This is a genomic window from Hymenobacter miniatus (genome assembly GCF_016427455.1).
In the GTDB taxonomy this organism is placed as follows: Bacteria; Bacteroidota; Bacteroidia; order Cytophagales; family Hymenobacteraceae; genus Hymenobacter; species Hymenobacter armeniacus.
Genome location: NZ_JAELXR010000004.1, coordinates 131,250 through 156,573 on the forward strand (window position 1 = coordinate 131,250; position 25,324 = coordinate 156,573).

The window sequence follows — 25,324 nt, forward strand, 5'->3', positions numbered from 1 at the left end:
GGTTAATTATTCCACAGCGTAAAACGGTGAATAACTGACCATCTGTTGGCGCTGGTTTTCTCAAGTAGTAGTAACATGCCATTGCCATTCAGTTCATTACGGCGAATTGCCCGGTAGACTACTGCCTTGTCGAGGTGTCTGGAATACCCTATTCCGGAAAACTCAAAGACCCCATCGGCTAATGGAAATGCTTTGTAAAAGCGCTTCCAGCCACGAAGGGCGTCGTTCATAAAAAAGCTATTGAATTTGCTCTTAGGAATCAGATAAGCAGAGGGACTGAAGGAGGGTCGGTTGTTGATTTGCGCATCAGAACTGCTCCTGCCAAAGTAGCTCATGAACGCCTGCAAGCTAGACGAATCCAAAACGGCAGGCTTTAGCGGCACACCCTGAGATAGCTGTGCGAGGACGTTTTCGTCCCGCTTCCGAATAGCTGTATCTACAATCTGGGACTCACCCTCGGCCGTTAATTCCTTAATGACAACCACGGCTTTTGCCGTCTGTGGTGATTCATCCCTAATAATCTCTGCGTAAAGCTTGTAGTCCAGTTCCGACAACTGTTGCCCTATGCCGATGAACGGGCATATTAGAAAGGCAGCGACAGAGGAGACCAGCAGCTTTGTAAGCATTTCGACAAGTTTAGACCTATGCCAAAACTACCCTACTCCTCGCTTAATACGGTAAACTCCAGCGCCAGCGGTTCAAAGGCATCAATGAGCTGCCGGATGAAGCCGGGGTTGTTTATCAGGATGCTGAGCACGTTTTCGCTGCGCTCCTGCAAGCCGCCGCCGGGGAAAAGCTTGTCCTTGAGGGCGGCCAGCTGGGCGTAGGCGGTTTCGTGCTTGGCTTCGGCGGCTTTGCTGAGGCGCTTTTCGAGGCCCATGAGGCCACCGGCGGCTTTCTGGGCTTCGGCGGCCACGGTTTTTACCAGGGTGGGGTCGAGGCGCTGGGCCAGGTCCTGCACCTGCTGGAAGGCGGCGGCCAGGGCCTGCTGCTGCTCCTTCAGGCTAATTTCTTCCTGGCCCAGGGCGGCGCCTACCTGCTTCTTGAGCTCCGGCAGCGGCCGGAAAATTTCGTGCGTGGTCAGCCCCAGCTTCTTGAGCTTGCCCGCGTTGGCGCGGCTGATGTACTCGGCCGAGTTGCGGGGCAGCACAATGGGGTAGGGCACGCCAAAGGCCGCAAACACGTCTTTCAGTTGGAACCAGTACGCCACCTCGGCCCCGCCGCCGATGTAGACGAGGTTGGGCAACAGGATTTCCTGGTACACCGGCCGCAGCACCACGTTGGGGCTGAATTGCTCGGGGTGTGCCTTCGCCAGCGCCAGCAGTTCGGCCTGGCTGTGGCACGTGGCCGTGTTGCGGATGGTCACTTCCACGCAGTCGGCCCCGCCGGCGTCGGGTTCCAGGCGCTCGCGCTTGCCCTCGTCGGTGATGTAAAACAGGTTGATGGGCCGCGAATACACCTGCGGCTTGTAGCCCGCGGCGGTGAGGCGCGCGTTGGTGGCCTGCACCGCGGCGTTCGACACCTGCTCCCGGATTTCCTTCTCCAGCACCGGCACCAGGGCCTGCTTCAGGGCGGGGCGGTCGGCGTCTAGCGTCACCAGGCCAAACTCGCCAAATAGCGCATCGGCCAGTTTGCGGGTGGCCTGGGCCAGGTTCTTCGACTCGGCGTAGGCCTTGTGAAAAGCGGCCGGCACTTCGGGCGGCAGCTGGCTCAGCAGCTGCTCGGCCAGGCCGTCGAGGGGCAGGCGGCCCACCGGGCCGCCGGTGTTGGCTGCATCCCAGGAATAGGTTTTGCCAAACAGCGAGAAGTGGTTGATTTCGGCGAAGTCGTGGTCCTCGGTGGCCATCCAGTACACCGGCACGAAGTCGTATTGCGGGTACTTTTCCTTCAGCTGCCGGCTCAGTTTGATGGCCGACACAATCTTGTAGATGAAATACAGCGGCCCGGTGAGCAGGTTGAGCTGGTGGCCGGTGGTCACGGTGAAGGTGGTGGGCTCGGCCAGCAGCAGCAGGTTGTTTTCGATGGCCGGCTCGGGCTCGGGGGCGAAGCCGTACTGGTCGCGCAGGGCGGCCACCAGGCGCTTGCGGGCTTCGGGCGTGTAGCGGGCCTGTTTTTCTTCTATCTGCGCCGCAATGTTTTCCAGCGTCGGAAAGCGGTGGTAGAAGGGCGCCAGCGTGGGCTTCTCGGCCAGGTAATCGGTCAACAGGCCGGAGAAAGCGCCGGTTTCGGCGTAGGGCAGGGTGCTACAGGTGGTGGGCATGGGCGAAATACGAGCGGGGCCGGGTTCGGGACGAACCCCTGCCAATGGCAAAAGTCCGCACAAAACCCGGCCCCGCCGGAAAAGTTAGTTTTGGGTCGGTTTGAACAGTGTAGAGACGCAATATGTTGCGTCTCGTCGTCCGCGCCGCGTGGGTGTCCTTCAACGTTGCTGTTTAACGAAAACCGTTCAACGACGAGACGCAACATATTGCGTCTCTACACCAAATGGCCGTAGAGGTCGAAATCCGACGCCGAATCAATCTTCACGTTGGCGAAGTCGCCCAGGCGCACGAAGGTATTTTTCTCCACCGGCACCAGCACTTCGTTGTCCACTTCGGGCGAGTCGAACTCGGTGCGGCCCACGAAATGGCCGCTTTCCTTGCGGTCGAACAGCACCTTGTAGGTTTGGCCCACGCGGGCCTCGTTCAGCTCCATCGAAATGCCCTGCTGCAGCTCCATGATGGCGTCGGCGCGCTCCTGCTTCACTTCGGCCGGCACGTCGTCTACCAGGGTGTGCGAGTGCGTGTTTTCTTCGTGCGAGTACGTGAAAATGCCCAGGCGCTCGAAGCGCGTCTGCTCCACAAAATCATACATCTCCTGGAAGTCCCGCTCGGTTTCGCCGGGGTGGCCCGAAATGAGCGTGGTGCGCAGGGCAATGCCCGGCACGCGCTGCCGAATGGTGTCCACCAGCTCCACGGTGCGGCGCTTGGTGATGCCGCGGCGCATGGCTTTCAGCATGTTGTCGGAGCCGTGCTGCAGGGGCATGTCGAGGTACTTGCAGATGTTGCTGCGCTCGGCCATCACGTCCAGCGCCTCCAGCGGGAATTGCGAGGGGTAGGCGTACTGTAGGCGAATCCACTCGATGCCGTTCACGTCGGAGAGGTGGCGGAGCAGGTCGGCCAGCTTGCGCTCGCCGTAGGCCTGCAGGCCGTAGTAGGTCAGGTCTTGGGCAATGAGAATCAGCTCTTTGGTGCCCATGCCGGCCAGGCGCTTGGCTTCTTTCACCAAGTCCTCGATGGGCCGGTCCACGTGCTTGCCGCGCATCAGCGGGATGGCGCAGAACGAGCAGGGGCGGTTGCAGCCCTCCGCAATCTTGAAATAGGCGTAGTGCTTGGGCGTAGTGATGAGGCGCTCGCCGATGAGCTCGTGCTTGTAGTCGGCGTTCAGCACCTTCAGCATCTGGGGCAGCTCCAGGGTGCCGAAATAGGCGTCTACCTGCGGGATTTCCACTTCCAGCTCGTCCTTGTAGCGCTGCGAGAGGCAGCCCGTCACGTACAGCTTTTCGAGGCGGCCGGCTTCCTTCTCATCGGCGTAGCGCAGAATGGTGTCGATGCTTTCCTGCTTGGCGTTGTCGATGAAGCCGCAGGTGTTGATGATGACGATGTTGGCGTCCGATTTCTCGGCCTCGTGCGTCACGTCAAAGTCGTTGGCTTGGAGCTGGCCCATCAGCACTTCGCTGTCCACCACGTTTTTGGAGCAGCCCAGGGTGATGACGTTTACTTTATTGGTGGTTTGATTTCTAACCTTCATGAATCACGGTTTTATCGAAACGCACGCCCAAAGGCGGTTTTCGGAGGAGTAGCGTTCAGCCGATGCAAGCTGAAATAAGGCTTGATATAAAATGTGCCGGGGTGGGCAGTGTGGTTGCGACTACAAAATTACGACGTAGCCAGTCCCCGTCCGCCAGTCAGCACCGCATACACCCCCGGCACCGCCCAGCGCAGCAGTGCCCCCACGCCCACGCTCACGATGATGACCAGTAGCGGCAGCAGCAAATACGTGAGCACGTGCAGGTGGGGCAGCGGCCGGCCGTAGCGCAACACGAGTTCGGTGGCATAGTTCACAAAGGGCACGTGCAGCACGTAAATCATAAACGAAAAGCCCGTGAGCCAGCGGAACCAGCCGCGCGCCATGCACCCGCGCACCAGCCCGTTCAGCCCGAACCAGGCCACGAGCATGCCGCTGATTTCGCCCACGCGGTGAAGCGCCAGCATGGTGAGCGCCACCGGCAGCGAAAACGGCGGCCCCACGTGGAAAGCCAGCCAGGTTTTCACCGCTGCCGAGCCCAGCCACAACCCGCCCAGCAGCCAAAGGCGCACCCACCGGGGGCGTGTGAGCACATCTTGGTTGCGCACGGCCAGCCACACGCCCAGCCCAAAAAACAGCAGCCCGTCGCCCTCCACCAGCGGCAGCGGCACCATGAAAAACCACAGCAGCGCCGCCACGCTGAAGTAAATGGCGGGCCGCCGCACTATGGCGGTGCGCAGCCACGGGTACGCCAGGTTGCACACCAGCAGGCTACGCAAAAACCACAGCTGAAACGGCGCCGGCACCAGCAGCCAGCGTTGCACCAACTCGCCTACCGAGTACTGGCTCAGCAGCTGCCGGGGCCAGAACGGGCTGATTTCGGCATCGACAACGGCCTGCCTGGTGACGGGAAATTGCTCCAACACCCACAGCACGCCCAGCCATATCAGGCTCCAGAGCAGAAAGGGCAGGCCCAGCGTGCGCAGCCGGCGCTTCACGCGCTGGGCGTGGGGTGCCGTGCCCTCGTGCCGCGCAAACAGGTAGCCCGAGATGGCAAACAGGATGGGAATGCGGAAGCGCAGCACCCCATTGGCCAGAAAATACTGCAGCCAGGTGCCCGCCGACAGCGGCTCCTGCACCGGCGTGAACGGCTGCAGGTAGCGCGGGTGCAGGTTGTAGGCGTGCACATAAATGAGCAGCACCATGGCCATCAGCGACCAAAACCGCAGCTTCTGGCTCAGAAACGGGTCGAGAGGCGTGCGCGTGGCGGGCGTGGGGAGAGAAGGCGGCATACCGGAGCAGATGCAAAAAAGCGGGGAACGGTTGTCGTCAACCATTCCCCGCCTCTTTATTTTAAACGAAGTAGAGACGCAAAATATTGCGTCTCTACCTCGTTTAACTACAGCGCCTCAAACTGCCGCAGGAAGCGCATGTCGTTTTCCGTGAACAGGCGCAGGTCCTTTATCTGGTACTTGAGCATGGCAATGCGCTCGACGCCCATGCCCCAAGCGTAGCCGGAGTATTTCTCGGAATCAATCTTGGCGTTTTCGAGCACGGCAGGGTCCACCATGCCGCAGCCACCAATCTCAACCCAGCCCGAGTACTTGCAGATGTTGCAGCCCGCCCCTTTGCAAATCAGGCAGGTGATGTCAATCTCGGCGCTGGGCTCGGTGAAGGGGAAGAAGCTGGGGCGGAAACGGATGTTGATGTCTTGCCCAAACAGCTCCTGCACGAAGTAATACACCGTCTGCTTGAGGTCGGCGAAGCTCACGCCTTCGTCAATGAAAATGCCTTCCACCTGGTGGAACATCATGTGCGCCCGGGCCGAAATGGCCTCGTTGCGGAACACGCGGCCCGGCATTACCCGCCGAATGGGCAGGGGCTCGGTTTCCATCACGCGCACCTGCACGGTGCTGGTGTGGGTGCGTAGCAGGTGGGGCTGGGTGCCGGGCTCGCTGCCCACGGGCGGGGTCACGAAAAACGTGTCCTGCATGTCGCGCGCCGGGTGGTTCTCGGGGAAGTTGAGGGCGGTGAAGTTGTGCCAGTCGTCTTCAATTTCGGGCCCCTCAGCCACGGCGAAGCCGATGCGGGCAAACACGCGCAGCATCTCCTCGCGCACCAGGCTCAGCGGGTGGCGGGTGCCCAGGGCGTTGGGCACCACGGGCAGGGTGTAATCAAAATCGGGGTTGGCGGGGGCATTGTCGGCGGCGGCTTCAGCGGCCTGCTGGGCCTCGTCGAAGCGGGCCTGGGCCTGCTGCTTGAGGGCGTTGAGCTGCTGGCCCACGGCGCGCTTCTCCTCGTTGGGCACGGTCTTGAGCTGGTCGAACAAGTCGGCCAGCCGGCCCTTGCGGCCGAGGTAGCTGATGCGAAATGCATCGAGTTCGGCGGGATTATTCAGTTCGGCCTTCGTAATTTCGGCCGTAAGAGCGGCAATGGATTCCTGCATCATAGGCCGCAAAGTTACGGCAAGGGCCCGGCCCTCGCCGAACGATTCACGAACACATTCAGTTACCCCGATTCCGTATCCATCTTCCTTTAAAGCCTTTGTCATGAAACGTGCGCTATTTTTTCTGTTCGTATTCGGCGGATTAGCTTCCACCGCCTCGGCCCAGAGCGGCTGGGATACCCCCGCCGCCGGCTGGGACACGCCCAAGAAGGCCCCCGCCAAGAAATCCACCAAAGCGCCGGCTGCCGCCGCCGCTGGCCAGAAAGCCACGCAAAACGGCGGCGCGGCCGCAGCCCCCGCCACCGAAGCAGCGCCCGCGCCTGAGGCCGCCGCTGCCCCCGCGGCCGCCGACGACAAAGGCTTTGGCGCTGCCGCCGGGGGCTCGTCTTCCAGCAGCGCCAACATTGGCCAAGGCATTTCGGTGGCGCCTGGCGCTCCGGTGATGATGCGCGGCGGCCGGCACGTGATGCAGGACGACGCCATTGCCGCCCGCGAGCGTCGCCTCAACCGCAAGCCGCGCCGCGAGAAGCCCTGGCCGCCGCGCCCCGTCGACGCCGCCCCGGCTCCGGTGGCCGCCCCCGCAGCAGCTGCCGCCGCCCCTGCTCCCGAGCCGGCTGCTCCGGCCGCTGATGCCATGGTTGGCACCGCCGCCACTGCCGCCAAAGGTGGCAGCGCCGCGGTCGAAAAGCCCAAAACGGCCACCAAGGCGCCTGCTAAAGCCCCCGCGCCCAAGAAAAAAGCGCCCGAGCCCCTTGGCTGGTAGGCGAGCATAATTTCTTCGCATAAAGCAAGCCCGCGGCCCGGTTGCTCTTCTCAGGTGAGGGGGCAGCCGGGCCGTTTGCCGTGAATGCGGGCATAAGTTTTGGCGGCCTGGCCGACCGGGGCAGCGGCTTACGCGTATGCCACAGGCACCCCAACGAGCCCGCTTCCTGCCAGATGTGGGCTCGTTGGGCGATTCTTTCTTTTCACCCGTTCACCACCCGCTTATGTACCGCATGCTGATTTCTGGCCTGCTGGCCCTGGCTGCCATCTCCGAAGCCGCTGCCCAAGCCGCCCCGGCCGCCAAGACCACCACTACCACCCGCCAGTCGGCCGCTCGGCCGGCCCCCAGCGCCGCCTCGGCCGCGCGCACCGCCACCACCAAGCGCACGGGCACCCCTAACACCACGGCTGCCCCCGCTGCGGGCGGCCGCAACGACATCGGGCCCGGCGGCAATGGCGCGGTGGGCTCCACTGAGAGCGCCGACGGCAAGGGCCAGAGCGTGTACGCGGCCCCGGGCATGCCCGTGAACGTGGACAACCCCAAAAAAGTGGGCAGCTACAACGGCCCCGCGCCGGCCCGCACCAAAAGCCGCACCACACTCACCCCGCGATAAAAGGCGGGAGTTGGTCGGGACAATGGCCCGGATGGTAGGCGTTTGCGCACCATCCGGGCCTTTTTTGGGGCGTCGTGGAGCGGACGGAGAAAGTTGGCACGCCTTTGGAATATGTCCTTACAACAACGGTAACCAACTTTTCTTCCTTTCACTCCTCATCACTTCAGCCATGCTTCGTTCGTTCCTCACCCTTGCCCTGTCGATGTTCCTGCTGGCTGAAGCCAGCGCCCAAACCACCCCGGTGGCCTCGACCAAAAAGACGGCCCGCGCCACCAAGGTAGCCGCCCGCAAAGCCGCCAAAGCCCGCCGCGTCGCCGTGAAGTCGGCCCCCGCTGCTCCCCTCAACGACGGCTGGCCCCCCATCGAAAACAACACCCAAACCGCCGTGGCCTCGAACGACGGCTGGGGCTCGCCCGAATCGGTGATGGCCAGCAGCCCTTCGCGCGGCGAAATCGATAACCAGAACATCTCGGCCGCGCCCGGCATGCCCGTGCACGTGCGCACCAGCAACGGCCTGACGCCCTACAGCGTGCGCCCGCCCCGCAAGCCCGCCGCCACCCAAACCACGCTCGGCAACTAATACTGCCCGCTCAGCCGGCCCGGATTATTCTCCGGGCCGGCTGTTTGGCTTCGTTGGAACCGGCTTCCGCTCAGCGCCACCATCCACTTCGGTCGGTTGTGCGTATGAACGGGAGCCGGTTGGCTTTCGGCCCGGTTTCGGCGGGGCCGCTCTAGTGGTTTTTCTTTGTCCTCCTAACTTCTATTTCCATGTTTCGCTACTTTTTCGCTTCGCTGGTGCTGCTGGCCATTGCCGCCACCGATGCCTCGGCCCAAACGGGCAACCGCGGCAAAAAAATTGCCCCGTACTCTTCGCGCGGTCCGCGCAAGGTGAAGACGGCCGTCAAAATCAACCCCCACACCGGCAAGCCCTACGGCGCCGGCGTGCCCGAAGACATTCGCAACGGCTCGATGTACCTGGCCCCGGCCACGCCCATGCGCCGGCAGGTGGGCTACACCGCCAACGGCGGCTACAACGACAACCGCACGCCCCGCCCGCGCTACGCCAAGCCCGCCAACAGCTCCCTGAGCCGCGACAGCAACCTGCCCGTCGCACCGGCCAAAACCAAGGTGAAGGCCAAGCGCAAATAAGCTGGCCCGAATGGCTGGCGCTAATGACCTAAAAAAGAACGGTCCGGCTGAACACAGCCGGACCGTTCTTTTTGGTGAAGGAGGTGACTATTCCTGCCCGACGGCTTCGTAGTAGAGCGTGCTGCAGTTTTCGGGGCGCAGCACTTCCTGCGCGGCGGTGCGCACGCTGGCCACCGTCACGGCCTGAATGCGGCCGCTTTCTTCGTTCACCAGGTTGGCATCGCCCTGCAGCTTGCTGTAGGCCAGGTTGAGGGCGCGGTTCAGCAGGTCAATTTCGCCAAAGACCAAGCTACTTTCGGCCTGGTTTTTTACTTTTTCGAGCTCCTGGGCGTTCACGTCTTCGGCCAGGAATTCGGCCACGACTTCTTCCACGGCCGCGTCGGCGGTCTTAAGGTCCACGCCCGCGTTTAGCTTGCCGCTGATGACGAGCAGGCCGGGGTCGAGGGAGCCGGTGAGCGAGGCCGAAATGTTATTGAACAGGGCCTTTTCTTTCACCAGGCGCTGGTGCAGGCGGGCCGACTTGCCGTGGCCGAGCATGTCGCTCAGCAGGTCGACGGAATTGTAACGGGCGTCGCTGCGGGCCGGCATGTGGTAGGCTTTGTAGAGCGCCGAGAGCGGCACGGGGGCCTGGGCCGTGAGGTGGCGGGCTTCCTGCTGCGGGGGCTCCTGGGGCAGCTGGCGCTGGTAGGCTGGCCCGCCCGGGATGGGCCCAAACCACTTTTCGGCCAAGCGGCGCACCTCGTCAGCACTAGCCGCGCCGGCCACCACCAGCACGGCGTTTTGAGGCGCGTAGTGCTTCTGGAAAAAGCCGCGCACGTCGTCCATTACGGCATTTTCGATGTGCGAAATTTCCTTGCCGATGGTGTTCCACTGGTAGGGGTGGGTGTGGTAGGCCAGGGGCTTGAGCTTGAGCCATACGTCGCCGTAGGGCTGGTTGAGGTAGCTCTGCTTGAATTCTTCCACCACCACTTTGCGCTGCACCTCCAGGCCGTTTTCGGAAAAAGCCAGGTTCAGCATCCGGTCGCTTTCCAGCCAAAATCCGGTTTCGAGGTTGGCCGCCGGCAGCGAGAGGTAGTAGTTGGTGACGTCGCTGGAGGTGAAGGCGTTGTTTTCGCCGCCCACGCGCTGCAGCGGCTCGTCGTAGCTCGGAATGTTCACCGAGCCGGAAAACATGAGGTGTTCAAACAAGTGCGCAAAGCCCGTATGGCCGGGGTCTTCGTCGCGCGAGCCCACGTCGTACATCACGTTGAGCACGGCCATGGGGGTAGAAAAATCTTCGTGCACGATGCAGCGAAGGCCGTTATCGAGGGTGAATTCCTGAAAATGAATCATTGAGTAAGCAAAGGCGCAATACGAGTAGAGCAAACTTAACAGCCCTACCGGCAAAAAGGTGTACGGGAAAATGAGGTCGGTGTATGGGCCAGGTGGCCCTGCCACCAAGCCTGCCGCTGCCGGCCTTCGCCCCAAAGCGCCGGGCGTGGGCACCGCCGGTTACTTCAGCTCGGCTCGCACGCCCAGCTGCCATACCCGCGCCACGGGATACACGCTGGCGTCTTGGCCACTCCGGAAGGGGGCCGCGCCCCCGCCGGCCACGTTGGGGTCGAAACCGCGGTAGCTGCCCGTCACAAACAGGTTCTGGCCGCCGGCCCACACGCTGAGCTTGCGGGTGGCGGTGTTCAGCACTTCGTAGCTGAGAGTGAGCTGGCTGAGGCGCACGTGGTTGCCGCTGGCCAGGGTCTGGTCGGTGAGCTGAAACGCCGAGGTGCCCGCCACGGGCACGTTGGTGTCCTGATGTGTGGGCGTCCAGCGGTCGAGGGCCCGCGGCGTGCTGTTGGTGCGGCCGGTGGGCGCATCGAGCAGGGCCAGCGTGGTGTTCAGCATTGTGTAGCCAAACAGGCCGTCGAGCTGCGCATCGAGCTGAACGCGGCCCAGCCGTAGCTGCTGGCAGAAATTGAGCGAGTAGCGCGGCAGCCCACCCCCTTGGTAGCCCCCGTCCTCGTAGTCAACCACGCCGTTGTTGTTGCGGTCGCGGTAGCGAATTTGGCCGGCCTGGGGCGAGCCCAAGGGGTAAGTGCCGGCCTGCTCAAAAACGTAAATGCGGCCCAGCGGCTGTCCGGGCTCCAGGCCGGCGTATTCTGCCGGGTAGCCGGAATAATCCAGGCCCAAGTCTTCTACTTCATTTCGATTGGTGGCGAAAGCCAGGCTGCCGCTGCCGGCCAGCTTGCCCAGCCGCCAGACGCTGCCCAGCGATACCTCTACGCCCTGGTTCAGCAGCTTCACGTTGGGGTATTCTACCAAGCGGCTGGGGCCGATGATGGGGGGCACATACAGCGGCAGCACGGTTTGGGCGCGGCGGGTGCGCCGTTGGTAGGCCGTGACGTCCAGGGTGAGGTGGCCGTTGAGCACGCCCAGGCGTAGGCCCGCGTCGTGCTGCACGGTGCGGTCGGGCGTCGCCGACGAGAAGAATTGGCCCGAGGCCAGGTTGGTGCCGGTCTGGCCCACGCCGGCCCACAGCGTGAGCTCGGTGAGGGAGGCCGCATCAGCCAGGAAAGCCTCTTTGTGCAGGTGCCAGCTGAGCTGCCCGCCGGGCGAGTAGTAGCGGTACGGCTCCAGCGGCTTAACGTCCTTCTCGTAGCCGATAGCGTCGTAGCGCAGCGAGGCCTGCGCTTCGTAGCGGTTGTCGTAAGTATAGCCCAGGGCCACCGACGGGCTGTGCAGGGGCCGGGCCGTTTCGGAGTACCTCGACTGGCTGGTGCCGCCGCTGGTGTATTGGCTCAGGTCCCACACCCGCTCGAACTGCAGGCGCTGGTAGCTCAGGGAGGCGCTCACGGCGTGCTGGTCGGCAAAGGTGTGCTGGTAGCGCAGGTCGGCGGCCAGCACCCGGCTGTGCATGCCGGTGGTGGCCGTGGAGGTTTCGATGCTGGCGGTGGCCGAGCCGGTGGGCAGCACATCGGGCGAATAGCCCAGCGCGCGGCTGGCGGTTTGCTCGCGGCTGGCCCGCACCTCCAAGCTCAGGCCGGGGCTAAACCGGTAGGTGGCGCCGAGCTGCACCAGCAGGCGGCGCGTGCGCGGCGTGCGGGAATAGAAGTCGAGCCGCCGCAGGGGCGTGGCGAGCTGATTGGGGCGTACTGCGGGCGCGGCCAGCAAGGCTTCGGCCAATACCAGGTTGGCGTCGGAAGTGGTGCCGCCGTGGGTTTGGTCGATTTGGCTGGCGCTGGCCTTCAGCGTCAGGCGCAGCTTGTCGGTAAGCTGCTGCTCGAGGTTGGTGCGCAGCTGATAGCGCGTGAGCCCCGACTGCACCACCACGCCGGCCTGGTTCAGGTAGCTCGCGGCCACGTAGTAGCGGGTACGGTGGGCCAGGCCGTCTACGCTCAAGTGGTGGCTTTGCACGCCCGCCACCCGAAACACTTGGTCCTGCCGGTCGGCCTCGCCCAGGTTGTTGAGGTCAGCGGCCGAGTACACGGGGTTTCGGCGCGCAATGGCGGCGGCTTCGTTGGCCAGGTCGGCATACTGACGAGCGTTGAGCAGCTCGTAGCGCTGGCGCACCTGCTGCACGCCGCCCCAGCCCTGGTACTGCACTCGTAGTGGCTGCAGCATGCCGTGACTATTGGCGCCTTCCCGCGTACTAATGAAGATAACCCCACTGGTGCCCTGCATGCCGTAGCGGGCGGTGGCCGCAGCGCCTTTCAGCACCTCTATTTGCGCCACGTTCTCTGCCGGCAGGTCCAGCAGCGGGTTGGCAGTGGGCGTGTCCGAAACGGGGGTGGGACTGCCCGGGCTGGGGGGCGCCAACGACGCGGGCCACCGCTCCGGCGCCACGTCGGTATTGTACACGGGCACGCCATCCACCACGTACAGTGGCTGAGCGTTGCCGCTCACGTTGGCCACGCCCCGAATGCGCACCGTGGCCCAGGCCCCCGGCGCCCCGGAGTAGGGCGTTACCTGCACACCGGCAACGCGGCTCAGCACCGGCTGAATGCTTGTGAAAGGTGGCGGCACCCATTGCGTAATAACTGTGATGCCGGCAACGCCGCACGACAGCATGGTGGGGAGCGTCGCGATACTGATGCTGTCGGGCACGGTGCCTTCCACGGCCACGCGCCGGGCAGTCAGCGTGTCCAGTTGCTGAGCATGCGCGGCCGAAATGGCGAAAACCAGAAACGCAGGGGGTAGAAGTCGAATCATCTTGGCAAGCAGGGTAGAAATATGAGGTTCATTTGAAGACCGATGCGAATGCCCTGCCGTTTGCATAGGACCTGGGATACACAAGCTAGCGCGTCATCCCCAGCCGCAGCGTAAAGCAGGAATCCGTGCGCGCCAGCACCTCGCATTGGTAGCGTTGGAGCCAGGGCCGGGCCGCGGCCGCGCCGCAGGCCACCAGCACCGTGCCCGCTGGCAAAGTACCTGCCGCCGCCGGTTCGGTGCGCGCAATGCGGTGCCCGTGCTGCCGGGCCACGGCCTGCCGGTAGAATTCGGGGCTGTCGTTGAAGGTGCCGTCGGTGGCCAGCGTGTAAGTGCTCAGCTCGGGGTGCTGCGCCACCTGAGCCTGGAGGTGGGCGCCGTAAAGCAACTGTGGCAGCACAAAGCGCTGTTGGTACCACTCGCGCAGTTGCGCCAGGCGGGCGGCGTAGGGGCCGGCCACGGCCAGCAGTACCGCGGCGGTGAGCACCGCCGGGCGCAGTCGCCAATTTCGGTCGCGGGCCACGGCTAGGCCGGCCCACCACAAGCCCGCCGCGGCTTGCAAAGCCAGCAGCGGGTAAAGCGGCGCATCATACCAAGCCAGCTTGGTGCGGGCCAGCGAAATAATCAGCAGATGGCATCCTGCTAGCGCCGCCGTGGCCCGCGTGAGCCACCAGCCGCGGCTGCCGCGGGGCCGTGCCCACCCCAGCACGTAGCCCAGCAGCACTGCCGCCAGCCAGAAGCTAAACTTAGCTTCCACCATTTTGCTGATGTACCAGTAGAAGGGCTCCTCGTTGTTTTCGATGGCGCCGCCGAAGCGGCCAGGGCCCTCATTTTGCCACACGGCGACCAGGTAGCCGGGGGCCGCGTGCTCGCGCAGGCCGTACCAGGCGGCCGCCACGGCCAGCACCAGCCCCGCTGCCAGCCACGGCGCCGGCCGGCGCAGGCGATGCCAACTGCCGGTGATGGCCACCAGCGCCAGCAGGCCGGGCCCCATGAGCACCCCCGCCACGCCTTTGGTGAGCACCGCCAGCGCCAGTGCTACGCCAGTGCCCCAGGCCAGCCGCGCCCGGCCAGTGGCCACAAATCCCAGCCAGCACAGCACGGCGCCGGTAGTGCAGAGCGTGAGCAGGGCATCGTAATCGCCGCCTCGGGTGACGTGCCGCGTGACGAAACCGCCGGCGGTAGCCAGCACCAGCGCTGCCAGTAGGCCCGCCGCCGGGTGCCCCAGCCAGCGCCGCCCCGCGGCCCACACCAGTGCCAGCGTGCCTAGGCCAGCCAGGGCCGAGGGTAGCCGCAGGGCCAACTCAGTGGGCCCCAGCGTGGCAAAGCTCAGGCTCTGCAGCCAGCGCAGCAAGGGCGGCTTCACCACCCACAGGTCGGGGGCGCCTTTGTAGTAGGACACCAGCCACTCGCCGGGATGCCGCAGGGCTTCGAGGGAGTGGATGCCGGCCCGGGCTTCGTCCCACTGCTGCACGGGCATGCTGCCGAGCTTCCAGAAGAGTAAAAAGCTGCCGGCGGCCACGGCGAGTAGCAAGTAGGGCCAGCCAGCCGGGCGCGAAGCGGGAGAAATGGCGGCCATTGGCGAAGTAGATGAGAGTGGGCAACGGAAAGGCGCGGGCCGTGGACGCCCCGCCGGTTCAAAGCTAGCACGCCGCACGGAGCCGCGGCCCGGCAGTTCGTCGGCCCATCCCTGCCCGCTACCTTTGCCCTTCCCAACCCACCCCTTTTGCTCCATGACTCCCACCGCAACGGCCCTTCAGTTCGACCGCCAGGACCTTACCAACGAAACCCTGCTGCACCTCTACCAGCACCTGCTGCGCCCGCGGCTGATTGAGGAGAAAATGCTGATTCTGCTGCGCCAGGGCAAGGTGAGCAAGTGGTTTTCGGGCATCGGGCAGGAAGCCATTTCGGTGGGCAGCACCCTGGCGCTGGAGGCCGATGAGTACATTCTGCCGCTGCATCGCAACTTGGGCGTGTTCACGGGCCGAGAGGTGCCGCTGGGCCGCCTGTTTGCGCAGTGGCAGGGCAAGCGCACGGGCTTCACCAAAGGCCGCGACCGCAGCTTCCACTTTGGCACCAACGAGCACCACATCGTGGGCATGATTTCGCACCTGGGGCCGCAGCTGGCCGTGGCCGGCGGCATCGCCCTGGCCGATGTGCTTGACAAAAAGCCCAAGGTGACCCTGACGTACAGCGGCGACGGTGGCGCCTCCGAGGGCGACTTCCACGAGGCCCTGAACGTGGCCGCCGTGTGGCAGCTGCCGGTCATTTTCATGATTGAAAACAACGGCTACGGCCTGAGCACGCCCAGCAACGAGCAGTTCCGCTTCAAATCCTTCGTGGACAAAGGCCCCGCTTACGGCATGGACGCCGTGCAGGTGGACGGCAACAACGTGCTCGAAGTGTACAACACGGTGAAAAAGCTGGCCGAAGACCTGCGCGAAAACCCGCGCCCCGTGCTGGTGGAAGCCCTCACGTTCCGCATGCGGGGCCACGAGGAAGCCAGCGGCACCAAGTACGTGCCCCAGAGCCTGATGGAAGAATGGGCCGCCAAAGACCCGGTCGAAAACTACGAAAAGTGGCTGCTGGCCGAAGGCGTCCTCACCGAAACCGCCCGGCACAGCATCCGCGAAACCATCAAGGCCGCCATCGAGGCCGGCCTGCAGGAAGCCGACGCCGAGCCCATGCCCACGGCCGATATTGAGGAGGAAATTGCCGACATGTACCAGCCCTTCGAGGCGCCCGTCACGGACGCGCCCCAGGACGGCGCCGTGCCCGAAAAGCGCTTCATCGACGCCATTTCTGAGGGCCTGAAGCAGAGCATGGAGCGCTACCCCGACCTCGTGCTCATGGGCCAGGACATTGCCGACTACGGCGGAGTGTTCAAAATCACGGAGGGCTTTGTGGCCGCATTTGGCAAGGCGCGGGTGCGCAACACGCCCTTGTGCGAGTCGGCCATTGTGGGCGTGGGCCTGGGCCTGAGCATCAAGAAAAAGAAAAGCATGGTCGAAATGCAGTTTGCGGACTTCGTGACCTGCGGCTTCAACCAGATTGTGAACAACCTGGCCAAGAGCCACTACCGCTGGGGCCAGAACGCCGACGTAGTGATTCGAATGCCCACCGGCGCGGGCTCGGCTGCGGGGCCGTTTCACTCGCAGAGCAACGAGGCGTGGTTCACGCACGTGCCCGGCCTGAAGGTGGTGTACCCCAGCAACCCGCACGACGCCAAGGGCCTGCTCTGCGCCGCCTTCGAGGACCCCAACCCGGTGCTGTATTTCGAGCACAAGATGCTGTATCGTAGCATGTCCGGGCCCGTGCCGGCGGCTTACTACACCACGCCCATTGGTCAGGCGGCGCTGGCGGCCGAGGGCGACGAGCTGAGCATCATTACCTACGGCATGGGCGTGCGCTGGGCCCTCGACGTATGCCAGGACCTGGGCGTGTCGGCCGACATCCTTGACCTGCGCACCCTGCTGCCTTGGGACCAGGAAGCCGTGCGCCGCACCGTGGCCAAAAACGGCCGCGTGCTCATCCTGCACGAAGACACCCTCACGGGTGGCATCGGCGGCGAAATCGCGGCCTGGATAGGGGAGAACTGCTTCGAGCACCTCGATGCGCCCGTGCGCCGCGTAGCCTCGCTGGATACGGCCATTCCGTTTGCGCCGCCGTTGGAAGCCGCATTTCTGCCGCAGCAGCGGCTGCGCGAGCAGGTGCAGGCCTTGCGCCAGTACTAGGAGGTGCTGGATTTGGCGCGGTTTTCGCGCCCGCAGGCCTTACCTTTCCCCAGCTTCCTTCCTGACTTTGCACGTTTTACGGTGATTCTTCGTATACCTTCCGTTGTTCTTCGGCCCTTGCTGGGCGTGTGGCTACTGAGCAGCTGCACGCTCTACCACAAGGTATTTCACCCATACCGTCTGCCCACGCCCAAGCCCTCGCCCGAGTACAAAGCCCAGCTCGAAGCCAAAAAGAAAAAAGACAAAGAGCTGCTGGCGTTGCAGCGCGACACCGAGAAAAAAACCAAGTCGGGCGACGGCACCGAGGAAGCCGCCACCGACGTTTCGACGCCCAGCGGCGGCGCCCTGAGCACGCCCACGGCCACCACCACCGCGCCCCGCACGCTCCCCGAACGCTCCACGGTGCGCTACGACAAGAAAGGGCTGATGAAAAAGCCCAAACTGAACCGCCGCAAGGTGAACAAGCAACACAAGCCGTTCCGTCCCTGGCAATCCATTAAGGACTTTTTCAAATATGGCCTTCACAAGAAACCCAACTACGACATCGACCACAAAGTGGCCCCCAAGGCGCCACAGGACGAGCCCGCGCCCAACCCCGCGCCCGACGATGCTGGCAGCAAGCCCTAGCGGCCGGGTGGTGTGGCTGCTGGCGGCCCTGCTGCTGTGGCTGGGTGGCGGCGCGGCCCAAGCCCAGATTGTGCGCGAAAAACCCGCCCAGGTGAAAGCTGCCAACCGCCGCGCCTTGCGCGAGGCTAAGCGCACGGAATCGCCCTTCAAAGACAGCCACCTCGATGTGACCCCGGCGCGTCTCAAGCGCGGCCAAAGCACCCAGCCGCAGGCTCAAGTCGACCAGGAGTTGTGCTACAAGGGCACTGCGCCCGGCGTAAAACCGGCCGGTTTTCTGGGCCTGCGCCGCGACAAAACCACCACCGTGGTGCGCAAGGAGCAGCGCACCAAGCCGCGCAATGCGGGCCAGGGCAAAGCCGAGAAATAAATTTGCCCAACGGCCGGGGAATCAACTGGCCCGCAAACTTTGTAGTACCGGCACCTCCGCCGCCTCGACGCGCCTTTGCGCATGCCTTCGTGCGGCGGCTTGCTTCACCAATCTTATTTCGAATGTCGACCCCCTGGCTTCCCCTCACCCAACCCGAACAACTCACCGACCTGGCTCAGGCCTCGCACGAGCAGCCGGTGCTCATTTTCAAGCACAGCACCACGTGCTCCATCAGCGCGGCGGCCAAGAGCAAGATTGAGCGCCAATGGGCCGACAGCGGCCTCGACCTTCCCATCTACTACCTCGACCTGCTGCGCTTTCGCCCCCTCTCGGCCCAGATAGCCGAGCAGTTTGGCGTGCGCCACGAGTCGCCGCAGTTGCTGCTCATCAAAGACGGCGAGTGCACTTACGACGCCTCCCACATGGGCATTCGCCTGAGCGACGTGCAGGCGGTGGTGAAACAGTGAGAAACAAAACAAGCGTCATGCTGAGCGCAGCCGAAGCATCTCTACCGGGGTAGTAATCTGTTTGCTATTGCGGTAGAGATGCTTCGGCTGCGCTCAGCATGACGCGACAAAAGTCCCTACTTGTACTCAAACGCCACGTTCTGCTTGATGTCCGGGTGCAGGCTCAGGGCCACGGGGCAGGTGAGGGCGGCGCGTTCCAGCACGGCGCGGTCGGCGGAGGCCAGGGCGGCGGGCAGCTGAAACGTGACGTCGATTTGGGCAATGCGGCGGGGCGGCTCGGCGCTCATGTGCTTCACCACGGCCCACGTGCTGCCCACTAGGTCCCAGGCGTGGCGTTCGGCCACGATGCCCATGATGGTCATCATGCACGAGCCCAAGGCGGCGCTGGTTAGGTCGGTGGGCGAAAACGCTTCGCCACGGCCGTGGTTGTCCACGGGGGCGTCGGTCTGAATAACGGTGCCCGAGGCCACATGAGTGGCTTCGGTGCGTAGGTGGCCGGCGTAGCGGGCGGTGGCGGTGTTCATCAAGTCAGGTAGTTACCTTTACCAGGAAGTTTCTTATTTCGCTAAATTACGTACTGTGAACCGGGCCGGGCCGGTAGCGGTTTACGGAGTACATTTTCGGTCGACTATGTTTTCTTTCCTTCCTCGCTTTGGGGGGCTGCTGGCCCTCGGTTTGCTCGCCGCCATTGGGGCCCGGGCCCAGGCGCCGGTGCGCTCGGAAATAATTCCGGTTGCGCCCTCCGACGAGCAGTCGTACAGCAAAGAAGTCGTGTACGGCGTCAACTTCAACACCCAAGGCGGCTTGCTGGGCGGCGTGTCGGTGCGCTCCTCGCGCGTGCTCGACGACCGCCTGCTCCGCTTCTGGAGCATTGAGGGCGTAATGCTGAAAAACAAGGCCAAGGAGTTGACCATCAACACCATTGTGGGTGGCAGCTACGTCGACCGCAAAACCAATTATGCCTTTGTGCTGCGGCCGTCCATTGGCATGCAGCGCATCTTGTTCCGCAAGGCCGCCGACGCCGGCGTGCAGGTAAACGGCCTGTTGAGCTTGGGCCCGTCCATCGGCCTGCTGATGCCTTACTACATCAGCTACGACTACACGGCCGCCCGCACGCAGGTCATCAACATCCAAACCGACGACATTCGCAACGAGCAGTACGACCCGTTCAAGCACGTGGACCCCAACGTGATTCTCGACCACGGCCCGCTTTTCAGCGGCATTGGCGAAACCAAGGTGGTGCCCGGCTTCCACCTGCGCGGCGGCCTCAGTTTCGAGTACGGCCGCTACCGCGATGCCGTGACCGGCCTCGAAGCCGGTGTGTTGATAGAAGGCTTCACCAAGCGCATGGTCATTCTGAGCCCCGGCAACCTCTCCGAAACCGACCGGCTGAACCGTCAGTTTTTCCCCTCGGTCTACCTCACGCTGTATTTCGGCCACCGCAGCTAAGAGCAGTTAGCAGTTCATGGTTAGCAGTTAACGCCGGCCACGCAAGTGCTGGAGGGGCCATTGTGCGCCGCACACGTTTCGGGAGTTAATTTTGTATGGCTTGTCCAAGTCGAAACGATTTGGCCGCGAATTACTTTTCATAGGGTTAACTGCTCACTGTTAACTGCTAACTGTTAACTGAAAATGATTGATTTGCCCGTTATCCAGCCCGAAACGGCTGCCCCTGCCCGCCCCCGCAAGCCCGACTGGCTGCGCGTGAAGCTGCCCGTGGGCCAGGAATACGCCGCCGTGCGCCGCCTCGTCGACGAGCACAAGCTGCACACCATCTGCGAAAGCGGCAACTGCCCCAACATGGGCGAATGCTGGGGCGCGGGCACCGCCACGTTCATGATTCTGGGCAACATCTGCACCCGCTCGTGCTCGTTTTGCGCCGTGGCCACCGGCCGCCCCACCGAGTACGACCTCGACGAGCCCCGCCGCGTGGCCGAAGCCATTGCCCTCATGAAAGTGAAGCACGCCGTTATCACGAGCGTGAACCGCGACGAACTCAAGGACCGCGGCGCCAGCGTGTGGCGCGAAACGGTGGTGCTCACCAAACAGCTCTCGCCCGGCACCACCATCGAAACCCTTATTCCGGACGTGAAAGCCAACTGGGACGCCCTTGATGTCATGATTTCGGGTGGCCAGGAAGTGATTTCGCACAACATCGAAACCGTGGGCAGCCTCTACCGCCTCGTGCGCCCGCAGGCCCGCTACGACCGCAGCCTGGAGCAAATCCGCCGCACCAAGCAGGCCGGCCACCGCACCAAGTCGGGCATCATGCTGGGCTTGGGCGAAAAGCCCGACGAGCTGTACCAGGCCATGGACGACCTCGTGGCCAACGGCCTCGACATCCTCACCCTCGGCCAGTATCTGCAGCCCACCAAGCGCCACCTCGACGTGGCCGAGTTCATCACCCCCGACCAGTTTGCCCACTACCGCGAAGAGGGCTTGCGCCGCGGGCTGAAGTACGTGGAAAGCGGCCCGCTGGTGCGCAGCTCCTACCACGCCGAGCGCCACGTGAACGTGCCCGTGTAAGGACGCAGTATATTGGGCCAAAAATCATTCCATGGCCTTTTTTACTGCTAATGGGCGCTTGCGCCGTCGTGCCTACCTGCTGCGGGTGCTGGGGCTTTACACCTTGGCAATCCTGTTCTACGCAGCGCCCGGTTTGCTCTACGCGGCCGAGGTGCCGCCCGGCCTGGCATTGGCCGCGTTGGCGGGCATCGTAGCCGTGCTGTATCTGACCATGGTGCAGGTGGCGCTGCGGTTGCACGACTTGGACCTTCGGGCCTGGTGGTGGCTTGTGATGTTGCTGCCGGGCGTGAGCTATGTGCTGGGGGCGGGCCTGCAGTTTGTGCAAGGCACCGTTGGCCCCAACCGTTTCGGGCCTGACCCCAAACGGCCCCATCTGCTTCCTGCCTTGCCTTTGCATGCCCCGGAATCGGAGCCAGCCTCCGAAGCGTGATAAACAAAAAGGCCGCTCCAATGCTGGAGCGGCCTTTGTCATGCTTGGCCTGCCGAGGGTTAGCGGCGGGCGTTGTTGCCCTGGGGCGGGTAAGTGCTCAGGATGCCGTTCACGATGCGGTGGGTTTCGGCCTCGTCAATAGTGTTCTGGTCGACCTGGGCCTGGCCGGTGCCACGCCAGGCAAGTTCTTTGCGGCGGGCGTCGATGATGTCAATCACCACGGTGCCGGCTTTGTACTGCGTCACGGGCGAGTAGCCGCGGCCGTAGTAGCCATACCCGTAGCCGTAGGGGTAGCCTAGACCATTGTAGTAGGGCGATACTTGCTGCTTGTCTTCTACGCGGGCGCTGTAGGCCACGTAAATATCCGGGGCCGAGGTCACTTCGGTCAGGCCCTTGGCCGTCATCTCAGCAGCCACGGCAGCGCGCATGCGCTTGTCGAGGAAGGACTCGTAGCCTTTAGCAGGGCCACCTTCAGCGTCTTTGGGCTGCTGGGGGTACCAGGCCCAGGTTTTGAAGGCGCGGAAGTTAACGGCGTGGTCGAAGTCGTTGGTGACGCCCACGCGGGCGGCAGAAGTACAGCCGCTGGGGCCCAGCAGCAGCACTAAGCTCGCGGCGACCAGGGCCACCGGATGAGCCAGGAATCGGGTGATGCGGTTCATAAAAGAAGGGTAGTATACTGAGTGAGGTAAGAGCCTAAAAACCCGCGTCTCAGCGAGAAGCGCGGTGGTTTTCGGGGCTGCTGTACTAACGAAAAACCCAACGTCGGCGTTCACTTTTTATGGAGCGCAAAACGAGAATGGCGCAGGCGTGAGAATGGCCTGCAACATTGACATAAAAGGATTTTATCCTACCTTACCCCCAAATTCCCATTCCCTCGTTCCTGCTTCGTCAATGAAAAGTACTGTCTTGTTGGTTCTGGCCATTATCGGCATGCTGTCCGCCTGCACTTCTTCCCGCGACGAGCTTCGCCAAACCTCCTCCAACGCCGTGCCGGTGCCGCACAACACCATCGTGGACTGCCCCGTGTACGACGGCATGAAGAAAACCTCCACTGTGCTCACGCAAACCACTGCCGGCAACGAAGTGCAGGTGCTCGATACCATCAACGCCTACTTTGTGCGTGTGCGCCTCGAAAAAAATGGCTTGGTGCAAACCGGCTACATGGACCGCCGCTGCTTCGGCGAGCGAGGCAGTAAGTAACAGAGCAACTAAGTAACTGAGTAAAGTAAAAGCCCGCCTGAGATGTCAAGCGGGCTTTTACTTTACTCAGTTACTTAGTTACCGTTAGTAGGACGGGCCTTTGTCGGCCTGCACCAGGTCCTCTTCCTTATCGGCGTACTGCTCGATGGGCGTGCAGCTGCAGATGAGGTTGCGGTCGCCGTAGGCCGAGTCGATGCGGCTTACGCTGGGCCAGAACTTGTTGGCGCGCACGTAGTCCATGGGGTACACGGCCTGCTCGCGGGTGTAGGGGCGGGTCCACTCGTGGGTGAGCACGGTGGCGGCGGTGTGCGGGGCGTGCTTGAGCACGTTCTCCTTGGCGTCGGCCTGGCCAGCCTCCACGGCCGCGATTTCCTTACGAATGGAAATCATGGCGTCGCAGAAACGGTCCAGCTCGTCCTTGCTTTCGCTTTCGGTGGGCTCCACCATCAGCGTGCCGGCCACGGGGAAACTCACGGTAGGGGCGTGGAAACCGTAGTCCATCAGGCGCTTGGCGATGTCTTCTACTTCAATGCCGGCCTTTTTGAAGTGGCGGCAGTCGAGAATCATCTCGTGAGCGCAGCGGCCGTGGCTGCCCGAGTACAGCACCGGGTAGTGCTCTTCGAGGCGGGCCTTGATGTAGTTGGCGTTCAGAATGGCGATTTCGGTGGCGCGCTTCAGGCCCTCGCCGCCCATCATCGAGATGTAGGCGTAGCTGATGGGCAGGATGCTGGCCGAACCCCACGGCGCGGCCGAAACCGAACCGTTCACGCGGCCCTCAACCGCTACCACGGCGTGGCCGGGCAGGTAGGGCACGAGGTCGGCCACCACGCCGATGGGGCCCACGCCGGGGCCACCGCCGCCGTGCGGAATGCAGAAGGTTTTGTGCAGGTTGAGGTGGCACACGTCGGCGCCGATGTTGGCGGGCGAGGTGAGGCCCACCTGGGCGTTCATGTTGGCGCCGTCCATGTACACGCGGCCGCCGTGCTGGTGAATGGTCTCGCAGATGTCGATGATGGTTTCCTCGTACACGCCGTGCGTGCTGGGGTAGGTCACCATCAGGCAGCTCAGGTTGGCGGCGTGCTTCTCGGCCTGGGCCTTGAGGTCGGCCACGTCGATGTTGCCGTCTTCGGTGCTTTTCACCACCACTACCTGCATGCCGGCCATCACGGCCGAGGCGGGGTTGGTGCCGTGGGCCGAAGCCGGAATCAGGGCCACGTTGCGGTGGTGGTCGCCGCGGGCATCGTGGTAGCCTTTAATGGCCAGCAGGCCGGCGTATTCGCCCTGCGCGCCGGAGTTGGGCTGCAAGCTAACGGCGGCAAAGCCGGTCACCTCGCACAGCCAGGCTTGCAGGTCGGAAAAAATTTGCTGGTAGCCCTGGGCCTGCTCCAGGGGAGCAAAGGGGTGGAGGCCACCGATTTCAGCCCAGGTCACCGGAATCATTTCGGCGGTGGCGTTCAGCTTCATCGTGCACGAGCCCAGCGGAATCATGCTGTGCGCCAGGCTGAGGTCTTTGTTTTCGAGCTGCTTCATGTAGCGCAGCATCTCGTGCTCGGCGTGGTGCGTGTTGAAGATGGGGTGCGTGAGGTACTCGCTGCTGCGCTGCAGGCTGGCGGGCACGCGCAGCTCGGTGGCTTCCACGGCTTCGGCCAGCTGGTCGCTTTCCTTGCCCAGCACTTTGGCAAACACGTCCAGAATGTCGGCCACGTCGTGCAGCTCGGTGTTCTGGTTGAGCGAAATGCCCACCCGCACGTCATCGAAGTAGCGGAAGTTGATGCGGGCAGCTTCGGCTTCCTGGCGCAGGGCCTGCTGCAGCTCGGCGCTTTCCAGGCGCAGGTTCAGGGTGTCGAAGTAGCTTTCGTTGGTTTGCTCCACGCCCAGCTTCTTCAGGCCGGCTTCCAGGGTTTGGGCCAGCACGTGGGTGTTCACGGCAAACTGGCGGAGGCGCTGCGGGCCGTGGTACACGGCGTACATGCCGGCCAGCACGCTCAGCAGCACCTGCGCGGTGCAGATGTTCGAAGTAGCTTTTTCGCGGCGGATGTGCTGCTCACGGGTTTGCAGGGCCATGCGGTAGGCCTTGTTGCCAGCGGCGTCCACGCTCTGGCCGATGAGGCGGCCGGGAATCACGCGCTTGAACTGGTCTTTGCAGGCGAAGAAGCCGGCGTGCGGGCCGCCATAGCCCATTGGCACGCCGAAGCGCTGCGAGTTGCCCACGCACACGTCGGCGCCCAGCTCGCCGGGCGAAGTCAGCAGCGTGAGGGCCAGCAGGTCGGCACCCATCACCACGAAAACGTTATTCTTCTGAGCCTGGGCGATGAAGTCTTTGTAATCAAACACCTCGCCGTCGGCCGCGGGGTACTGCACCATGGCGCCGAAGAAGCCTTCGTTGCTGAGGTCAATCTGGCGGTGGTCGCCCACTACCAGCTCAATGCCCACCGGCGTGGCGCGGGTGCGCAGCAGGTCGATGGTCTGGGGCAGCACCTGCTCCGACACGAAGTACTGGTGCGCGCCTTTTTTCTTGGTTTGGCTGTGCAGCATGTGCATGGCCTCGGCGGCGGCGGTGCCTTCGTCGAGCAGGCTGGCGTTGGCGATTTCGAGGCCGGTGAGGTCAATCACCATCGTCTGGTAATTGATGAGGGCTTCGAGGCGGCCCTGGGCAATTTCGGCCTGGTAAGGCGTGTAGGCGGTGTACCAGCCCGGGTTTTCCAGAATGTTGCGCTGAATAACCGGCGGCAGGGTGGTATCGTGGTAGCCAAGGCCGATGTAGGACTTGAACACCTGGTTCTGGCCGGCAATCTGCTTGAACTTGGCCAGGAAGGCCCGCTCGCTGAGGGCAGCCGGCAGCTCCAGCGGACGCTTGAGGCGGATGGCCGGCGGCACCGTTTCGTCGATGAGCTGCTCGATGCTGCTCACGCCAATGGCGCGAAGCATGGCGGCCTGCTCGTCGGCGCCGGGGGCGTTGTGGCGGGCTTCGAAAACGTCAACTGGCGAGAATTTCAACGACATAAAGACGAATAAAGGTTGGGAGTGGGGGCTG

Annotated in this window: 23 protein-coding genes; 12 read left to right on the forward strand and 11 right to left on the reverse strand. The window is 63.5% G+C overall.

The genetic code is table 11. From position 1 onward, the window contains the following. Window positions 1-2: 2 nt before the first annotated feature. The 5 genes from JAO73_RS07820 to pheS all read right to left on the reverse strand — a co-directional run bounded on the left by JAO73_RS07820 (window position 3) and on the right by pheS (window position 6,232). Window positions 3-626: a hypothetical protein gene (locus JAO73_RS07820; RefSeq protein WP_198976528.1), complete on the reverse strand. Its 624-nt coding sequence runs from the start codon at window positions 624-626 to the stop codon at window positions 3-5. Between the two features lie 32 nt (window positions 627-658). Then, window positions 659-2,260, reverse strand: coding sequence for a bacillithiol biosynthesis cysteine-adding enzyme BshC (gene bshC / locus JAO73_RS07825; protein ID WP_198976529.1), 1,602 nt, complete (start codon window positions 2,258-2,260; stop codon window positions 659-661). A 215-nt stretch (window positions 2,261-2,475) separates the two neighbouring features. Continuing rightward, entirely contained in the window at window positions 2,476-3,789 is a 1,314-nt protein-coding gene (rimO, locus tag JAO73_RS07830) for a 30S ribosomal protein S12 methylthiotransferase RimO (protein ID WP_198976530.1), read from the reverse strand. Between the two features lie 128 nt (window positions 3,790-3,917). Beyond that, on the reverse strand, window positions 3,918-5,078 hold the full coding sequence (locus JAO73_RS07835; RefSeq protein WP_198976531.1) for an acyltransferase family protein: 1,161 nt from the start codon (window positions 5,076-5,078) through the stop codon (window positions 3,918-3,920). A gap of 107 nt (window positions 5,079-5,185) precedes the next feature. After that, window positions 5,186-6,232: a phenylalanine--tRNA ligase subunit alpha gene (pheS, locus tag JAO73_RS07840; RefSeq protein WP_410504988.1), complete on the reverse strand. Its 1,047-nt coding sequence runs from the start codon at window positions 6,230-6,232 to the stop codon at window positions 5,186-5,188. A 103-nt stretch (window positions 6,233-6,335) separates the two neighbouring features. Between pheS and JAO73_RS07845 the strand changes: the two genes are divergently transcribed. From JAO73_RS07845 to JAO73_RS07860, 4 genes are all read left to right on the forward strand, one after another. Then, window positions 6,336-6,995: a hypothetical protein gene (locus tag JAO73_RS07845; RefSeq protein WP_198976533.1), complete on the forward strand. Its 660-nt coding sequence runs from the start codon at window positions 6,336-6,338 to the stop codon at window positions 6,993-6,995. Between the two features lie 232 nt (window positions 6,996-7,227). After that, window positions 7,228-7,608 carry a hypothetical protein gene (locus JAO73_RS07850; protein ID WP_198976534.1) on the forward strand — a complete coding sequence of 127 codons (381 nt, stop codon included), beginning with the start codon at window positions 7,228-7,230 and terminating at the stop codon, window positions 7,606-7,608. Window positions 7,609-7,777: 169 nt separating this feature from the next. Next, window positions 7,778-8,188, forward strand: coding sequence for a hypothetical protein (locus JAO73_RS07855; protein WP_198976535.1), 411 nt, complete (start codon window positions 7,778-7,780; stop codon window positions 8,186-8,188). 188 nt (window positions 8,189-8,376) lie between these two features. After that, the gene (locus JAO73_RS07860; protein WP_198976536.1) at window positions 8,377-8,757 is read left to right on the forward strand and encodes a hypothetical protein; all 381 of its coding nucleotides are present in this window, start codon (window positions 8,377-8,379) and stop codon (window positions 8,755-8,757) included. A gap of 87 nt (window positions 8,758-8,844) precedes the next feature. On the opposite strand, the gene JAO73_RS07865 is transcribed toward JAO73_RS07860, so the two are convergent. The 3 genes from JAO73_RS07865 to JAO73_RS07875 all read right to left on the reverse strand — a co-directional run bounded on the left by JAO73_RS07865 (window position 8,845) and on the right by JAO73_RS07875 (window position 14,518). After that, a complete protein-coding gene (locus tag JAO73_RS07865) occupies window positions 8,845-10,089 on the reverse strand; it encodes a M16 family metallopeptidase (RefSeq protein ID WP_198976537.1) in 1,245 nt (414 codons plus the stop codon). 159 nt (window positions 10,090-10,248) lie between these two features. After that, window positions 10,249-12,942: a TonB-dependent receptor plug domain-containing protein gene (locus tag JAO73_RS07870; protein WP_198976538.1), complete on the reverse strand. Its 2,694-nt coding sequence runs from the start codon at window positions 12,940-12,942 to the stop codon at window positions 10,249-10,251. 85 nt (window positions 12,943-13,027) lie between these two features. After that, on the reverse strand, window positions 13,028-14,518 hold the full coding sequence (locus JAO73_RS07875; RefSeq protein WP_198976539.1) for an ArnT family glycosyltransferase: 1,491 nt from the start codon (window positions 14,516-14,518) through the stop codon (window positions 13,028-13,030). Window positions 14,519-14,672: 154 nt separating this feature from the next. Between JAO73_RS07875 and JAO73_RS07880 the strand changes: the two genes are divergently transcribed. The 4 genes from JAO73_RS07880 (at window position 14,673) to ytxJ (ending at window position 18,134) form a co-directional block, all read left to right on the forward strand. Next, window positions 14,673-16,673 (forward strand): alpha-ketoacid dehydrogenase subunit alpha/beta, encoded by a 2,001-nt coding sequence (locus JAO73_RS07880; RefSeq protein WP_198976540.1) that lies wholly within the window; start codon window positions 14,673-14,675, stop codon window positions 16,671-16,673. 81 nt (window positions 16,674-16,754) lie between these two features. After that, entirely contained in the window at window positions 16,755-17,300 is a 546-nt protein-coding gene (locus JAO73_RS07885) for a TMEM199/VMA12 family protein (protein ID WP_198976541.1), read from the forward strand. Continuing rightward, on the forward strand, window positions 17,281-17,667 hold the full coding sequence (locus JAO73_RS07890) for a hypothetical protein (protein WP_198976542.1): 387 nt from the start codon (window positions 17,281-17,283) through the stop codon (window positions 17,665-17,667). Before JAO73_RS07885 ends, JAO73_RS07890 begins: the two co-directional genes overlap by 20 nt. Window positions 17,668-17,789: 122 nt before the next feature. Then, window positions 17,790-18,134: a bacillithiol system redox-active protein YtxJ gene (gene ytxJ / locus JAO73_RS07895; protein ID WP_198976543.1), complete on the forward strand. Its 345-nt coding sequence runs from the start codon at window positions 17,790-17,792 to the stop codon at window positions 18,132-18,134. A 116-nt stretch (window positions 18,135-18,250) separates the two neighbouring features. Here ytxJ and JAO73_RS07900 read toward each other — a convergent pair whose 3' ends face one another. Continuing rightward, window positions 18,251-18,658, reverse strand: a complete 408-nt coding sequence (locus JAO73_RS07900; RefSeq protein WP_190924945.1) for an OsmC family protein — start codon at window positions 18,656-18,658, stop codon at window positions 18,251-18,253. Between the two features lie 106 nt (window positions 18,659-18,764). Here JAO73_RS07900 and JAO73_RS07905 point away from each other — a divergent pair, with 106 nt between their 5' ends. The 3 genes from JAO73_RS07905 (at window position 18,765) to JAO73_RS07915 (ending at window position 21,090) form a co-directional block, all read left to right on the forward strand. Further along, entirely contained in the window at window positions 18,765-19,583 is an 819-nt protein-coding gene (locus tag JAO73_RS07905) for a hypothetical protein (RefSeq protein ID WP_190924947.1), read from the forward strand. 183 nt (window positions 19,584-19,766) lie between these two features. Then, on the forward strand, window positions 19,767-20,660 hold the full coding sequence (gene lipA / locus JAO73_RS07910) for a lipoyl synthase (protein WP_190924949.1): 894 nt from the start codon (window positions 19,767-19,769) through the stop codon (window positions 20,658-20,660). Between the two features lie 31 nt (window positions 20,661-20,691). Beyond that, complete coding sequence (locus JAO73_RS07915; RefSeq protein WP_198976544.1) at window positions 20,692-21,090, forward strand: DUF805 domain-containing protein; 399 nt, start codon at window positions 20,692-20,694, stop codon at window positions 21,088-21,090. A gap of 59 nt (window positions 21,091-21,149) precedes the next feature. Here the strand turns inward: JAO73_RS07915 and JAO73_RS07920 are convergent, their stop codons facing one another. Beyond that, window positions 21,150-21,749 (reverse strand): DUF4136 domain-containing protein, encoded by a 600-nt coding sequence (locus JAO73_RS07920; RefSeq protein ID WP_198976545.1) that lies wholly within the window; start codon window positions 21,747-21,749, stop codon window positions 21,150-21,152. Between the two features lie 271 nt (window positions 21,750-22,020). Between JAO73_RS07920 and JAO73_RS07925 the strand changes: the two genes are divergently transcribed. Then, window positions 22,021-22,290, forward strand: a complete 270-nt coding sequence (locus tag JAO73_RS07925) for an SH3 domain-containing protein (RefSeq protein WP_198976546.1) — start codon at window positions 22,021-22,023, stop codon at window positions 22,288-22,290. 84 nt (window positions 22,291-22,374) lie between these two features. Here JAO73_RS07925 and gcvP read toward each other — a convergent pair whose 3' ends face one another. Next, the gene (gene gcvP / locus JAO73_RS07930; RefSeq protein WP_198976547.1) at window positions 22,375-25,293 is read right to left on the reverse strand and encodes an aminomethyl-transferring glycine dehydrogenase; all 2,919 of its coding nucleotides are present in this window, start codon (window positions 25,291-25,293) and stop codon (window positions 22,375-22,377) included. Window positions 25,294-25,324 lie beyond the last annotated feature (31 nt).

Bases quoted from the DNA above. Each gene is read 5' to 3' on its own strand.
- JAO73_RS07820 (WP_198976528.1), bottom strand. From the start codon at position 626: ATGCTTACAAAGCTGCTGGTCTCCTCTGTCGCTGCCTTTCTAATATGC.
- bshC (WP_198976529.1), bottom strand. From the start codon at position 2,260: ATGCCCACCACCTGTAGCACCCTGCCCTACGCCGAAACCGGCGCTTTC.
- rimO (WP_198976530.1), bottom strand. From the start codon at position 3,789: ATGAAGGTTAGAAATCAAACCACCAATAAAGTAAACGTCATCACCCTG.
- JAO73_RS07835 (WP_198976531.1), bottom strand. From the start codon at position 5,078: ATGCCGCCTTCTCTCCCCACGCCCGCCACGCGCACGCCTCTCGACCCG.
- pheS (WP_410504988.1), bottom strand. From the start codon at position 6,232: ATGCAGGAATCCATTGCCGCTCTTACGGCCGAAATTACGAAGGCCGAA.
- JAO73_RS07845 (WP_198976533.1), top strand. From the start codon at position 6,336: ATGAAACGTGCGCTATTTTTTCTGTTCGTATTCGGCGGATTAGCTTCC.
- JAO73_RS07850 (WP_198976534.1), top strand. From the start codon at position 7,228: ATGCTGATTTCTGGCCTGCTGGCCCTGGCTGCCATCTCCGAAGCCGCT.
- JAO73_RS07855 (WP_198976535.1), top strand. From the start codon at position 7,778: ATGCTTCGTTCGTTCCTCACCCTTGCCCTGTCGATGTTCCTGCTGGCT.
- JAO73_RS07860 (WP_198976536.1), top strand. From the start codon at position 8,377: ATGTTTCGCTACTTTTTCGCTTCGCTGGTGCTGCTGGCCATTGCCGCC.
- JAO73_RS07865 (WP_198976537.1), bottom strand. From the start codon at position 10,089: ATGATTCATTTTCAGGAATTCACCCTCGATAACGGCCTTCGCTGCATC.
- JAO73_RS07870 (WP_198976538.1), bottom strand. From the start codon at position 12,942: ATGATTCGACTTCTACCCCCTGCGTTTCTGGTTTTCGCCATTTCGGCC.
- JAO73_RS07875 (WP_198976539.1), bottom strand. From the start codon at position 14,518: ATGGCCGCCATTTCTCCCGCTTCGCGCCCGGCTGGCTGGCCCTACTTG.
- JAO73_RS07880 (WP_198976540.1), top strand. From the start codon at position 14,673: ATGACTCCCACCGCAACGGCCCTTCAGTTCGACCGCCAGGACCTTACC.
- JAO73_RS07890 (WP_198976542.1), top strand. From the start codon at position 17,281: ATGCTGGCAGCAAGCCCTAGCGGCCGGGTGGTGTGGCTGCTGGCGGCC.
- ytxJ (WP_198976543.1), top strand. From the start codon at position 17,790: ATGTCGACCCCCTGGCTTCCCCTCACCCAACCCGAACAACTCACCGAC.
- JAO73_RS07900 (WP_190924945.1), bottom strand. From the start codon at position 18,658: ATGAACACCGCCACCGCCCGCTACGCCGGCCACCTACGCACCGAAGCC.
- JAO73_RS07905 (WP_190924947.1), top strand. From the start codon at position 18,765: ATGTTTTCTTTCCTTCCTCGCTTTGGGGGGCTGCTGGCCCTCGGTTTG.
- lipA (WP_190924949.1), top strand. From the start codon at position 19,767: ATGATTGATTTGCCCGTTATCCAGCCCGAAACGGCTGCCCCTGCCCGC.
- JAO73_RS07915 (WP_198976544.1), top strand. From the start codon at position 20,692: ATGGCCTTTTTTACTGCTAATGGGCGCTTGCGCCGTCGTGCCTACCTG.
- JAO73_RS07920 (WP_198976545.1), bottom strand. From the start codon at position 21,749: ATGAACCGCATCACCCGATTCCTGGCTCATCCGGTGGCCCTGGTCGCC.
- JAO73_RS07925 (WP_198976546.1), top strand. From the start codon at position 22,021: ATGCTGTCCGCCTGCACTTCTTCCCGCGACGAGCTTCGCCAAACCTCC.
- gcvP (WP_198976547.1), bottom strand. From the start codon at position 25,293: ATGTCGTTGAAATTCTCGCCAGTTGACGTTTTCGAAGCCCGCCACAAC.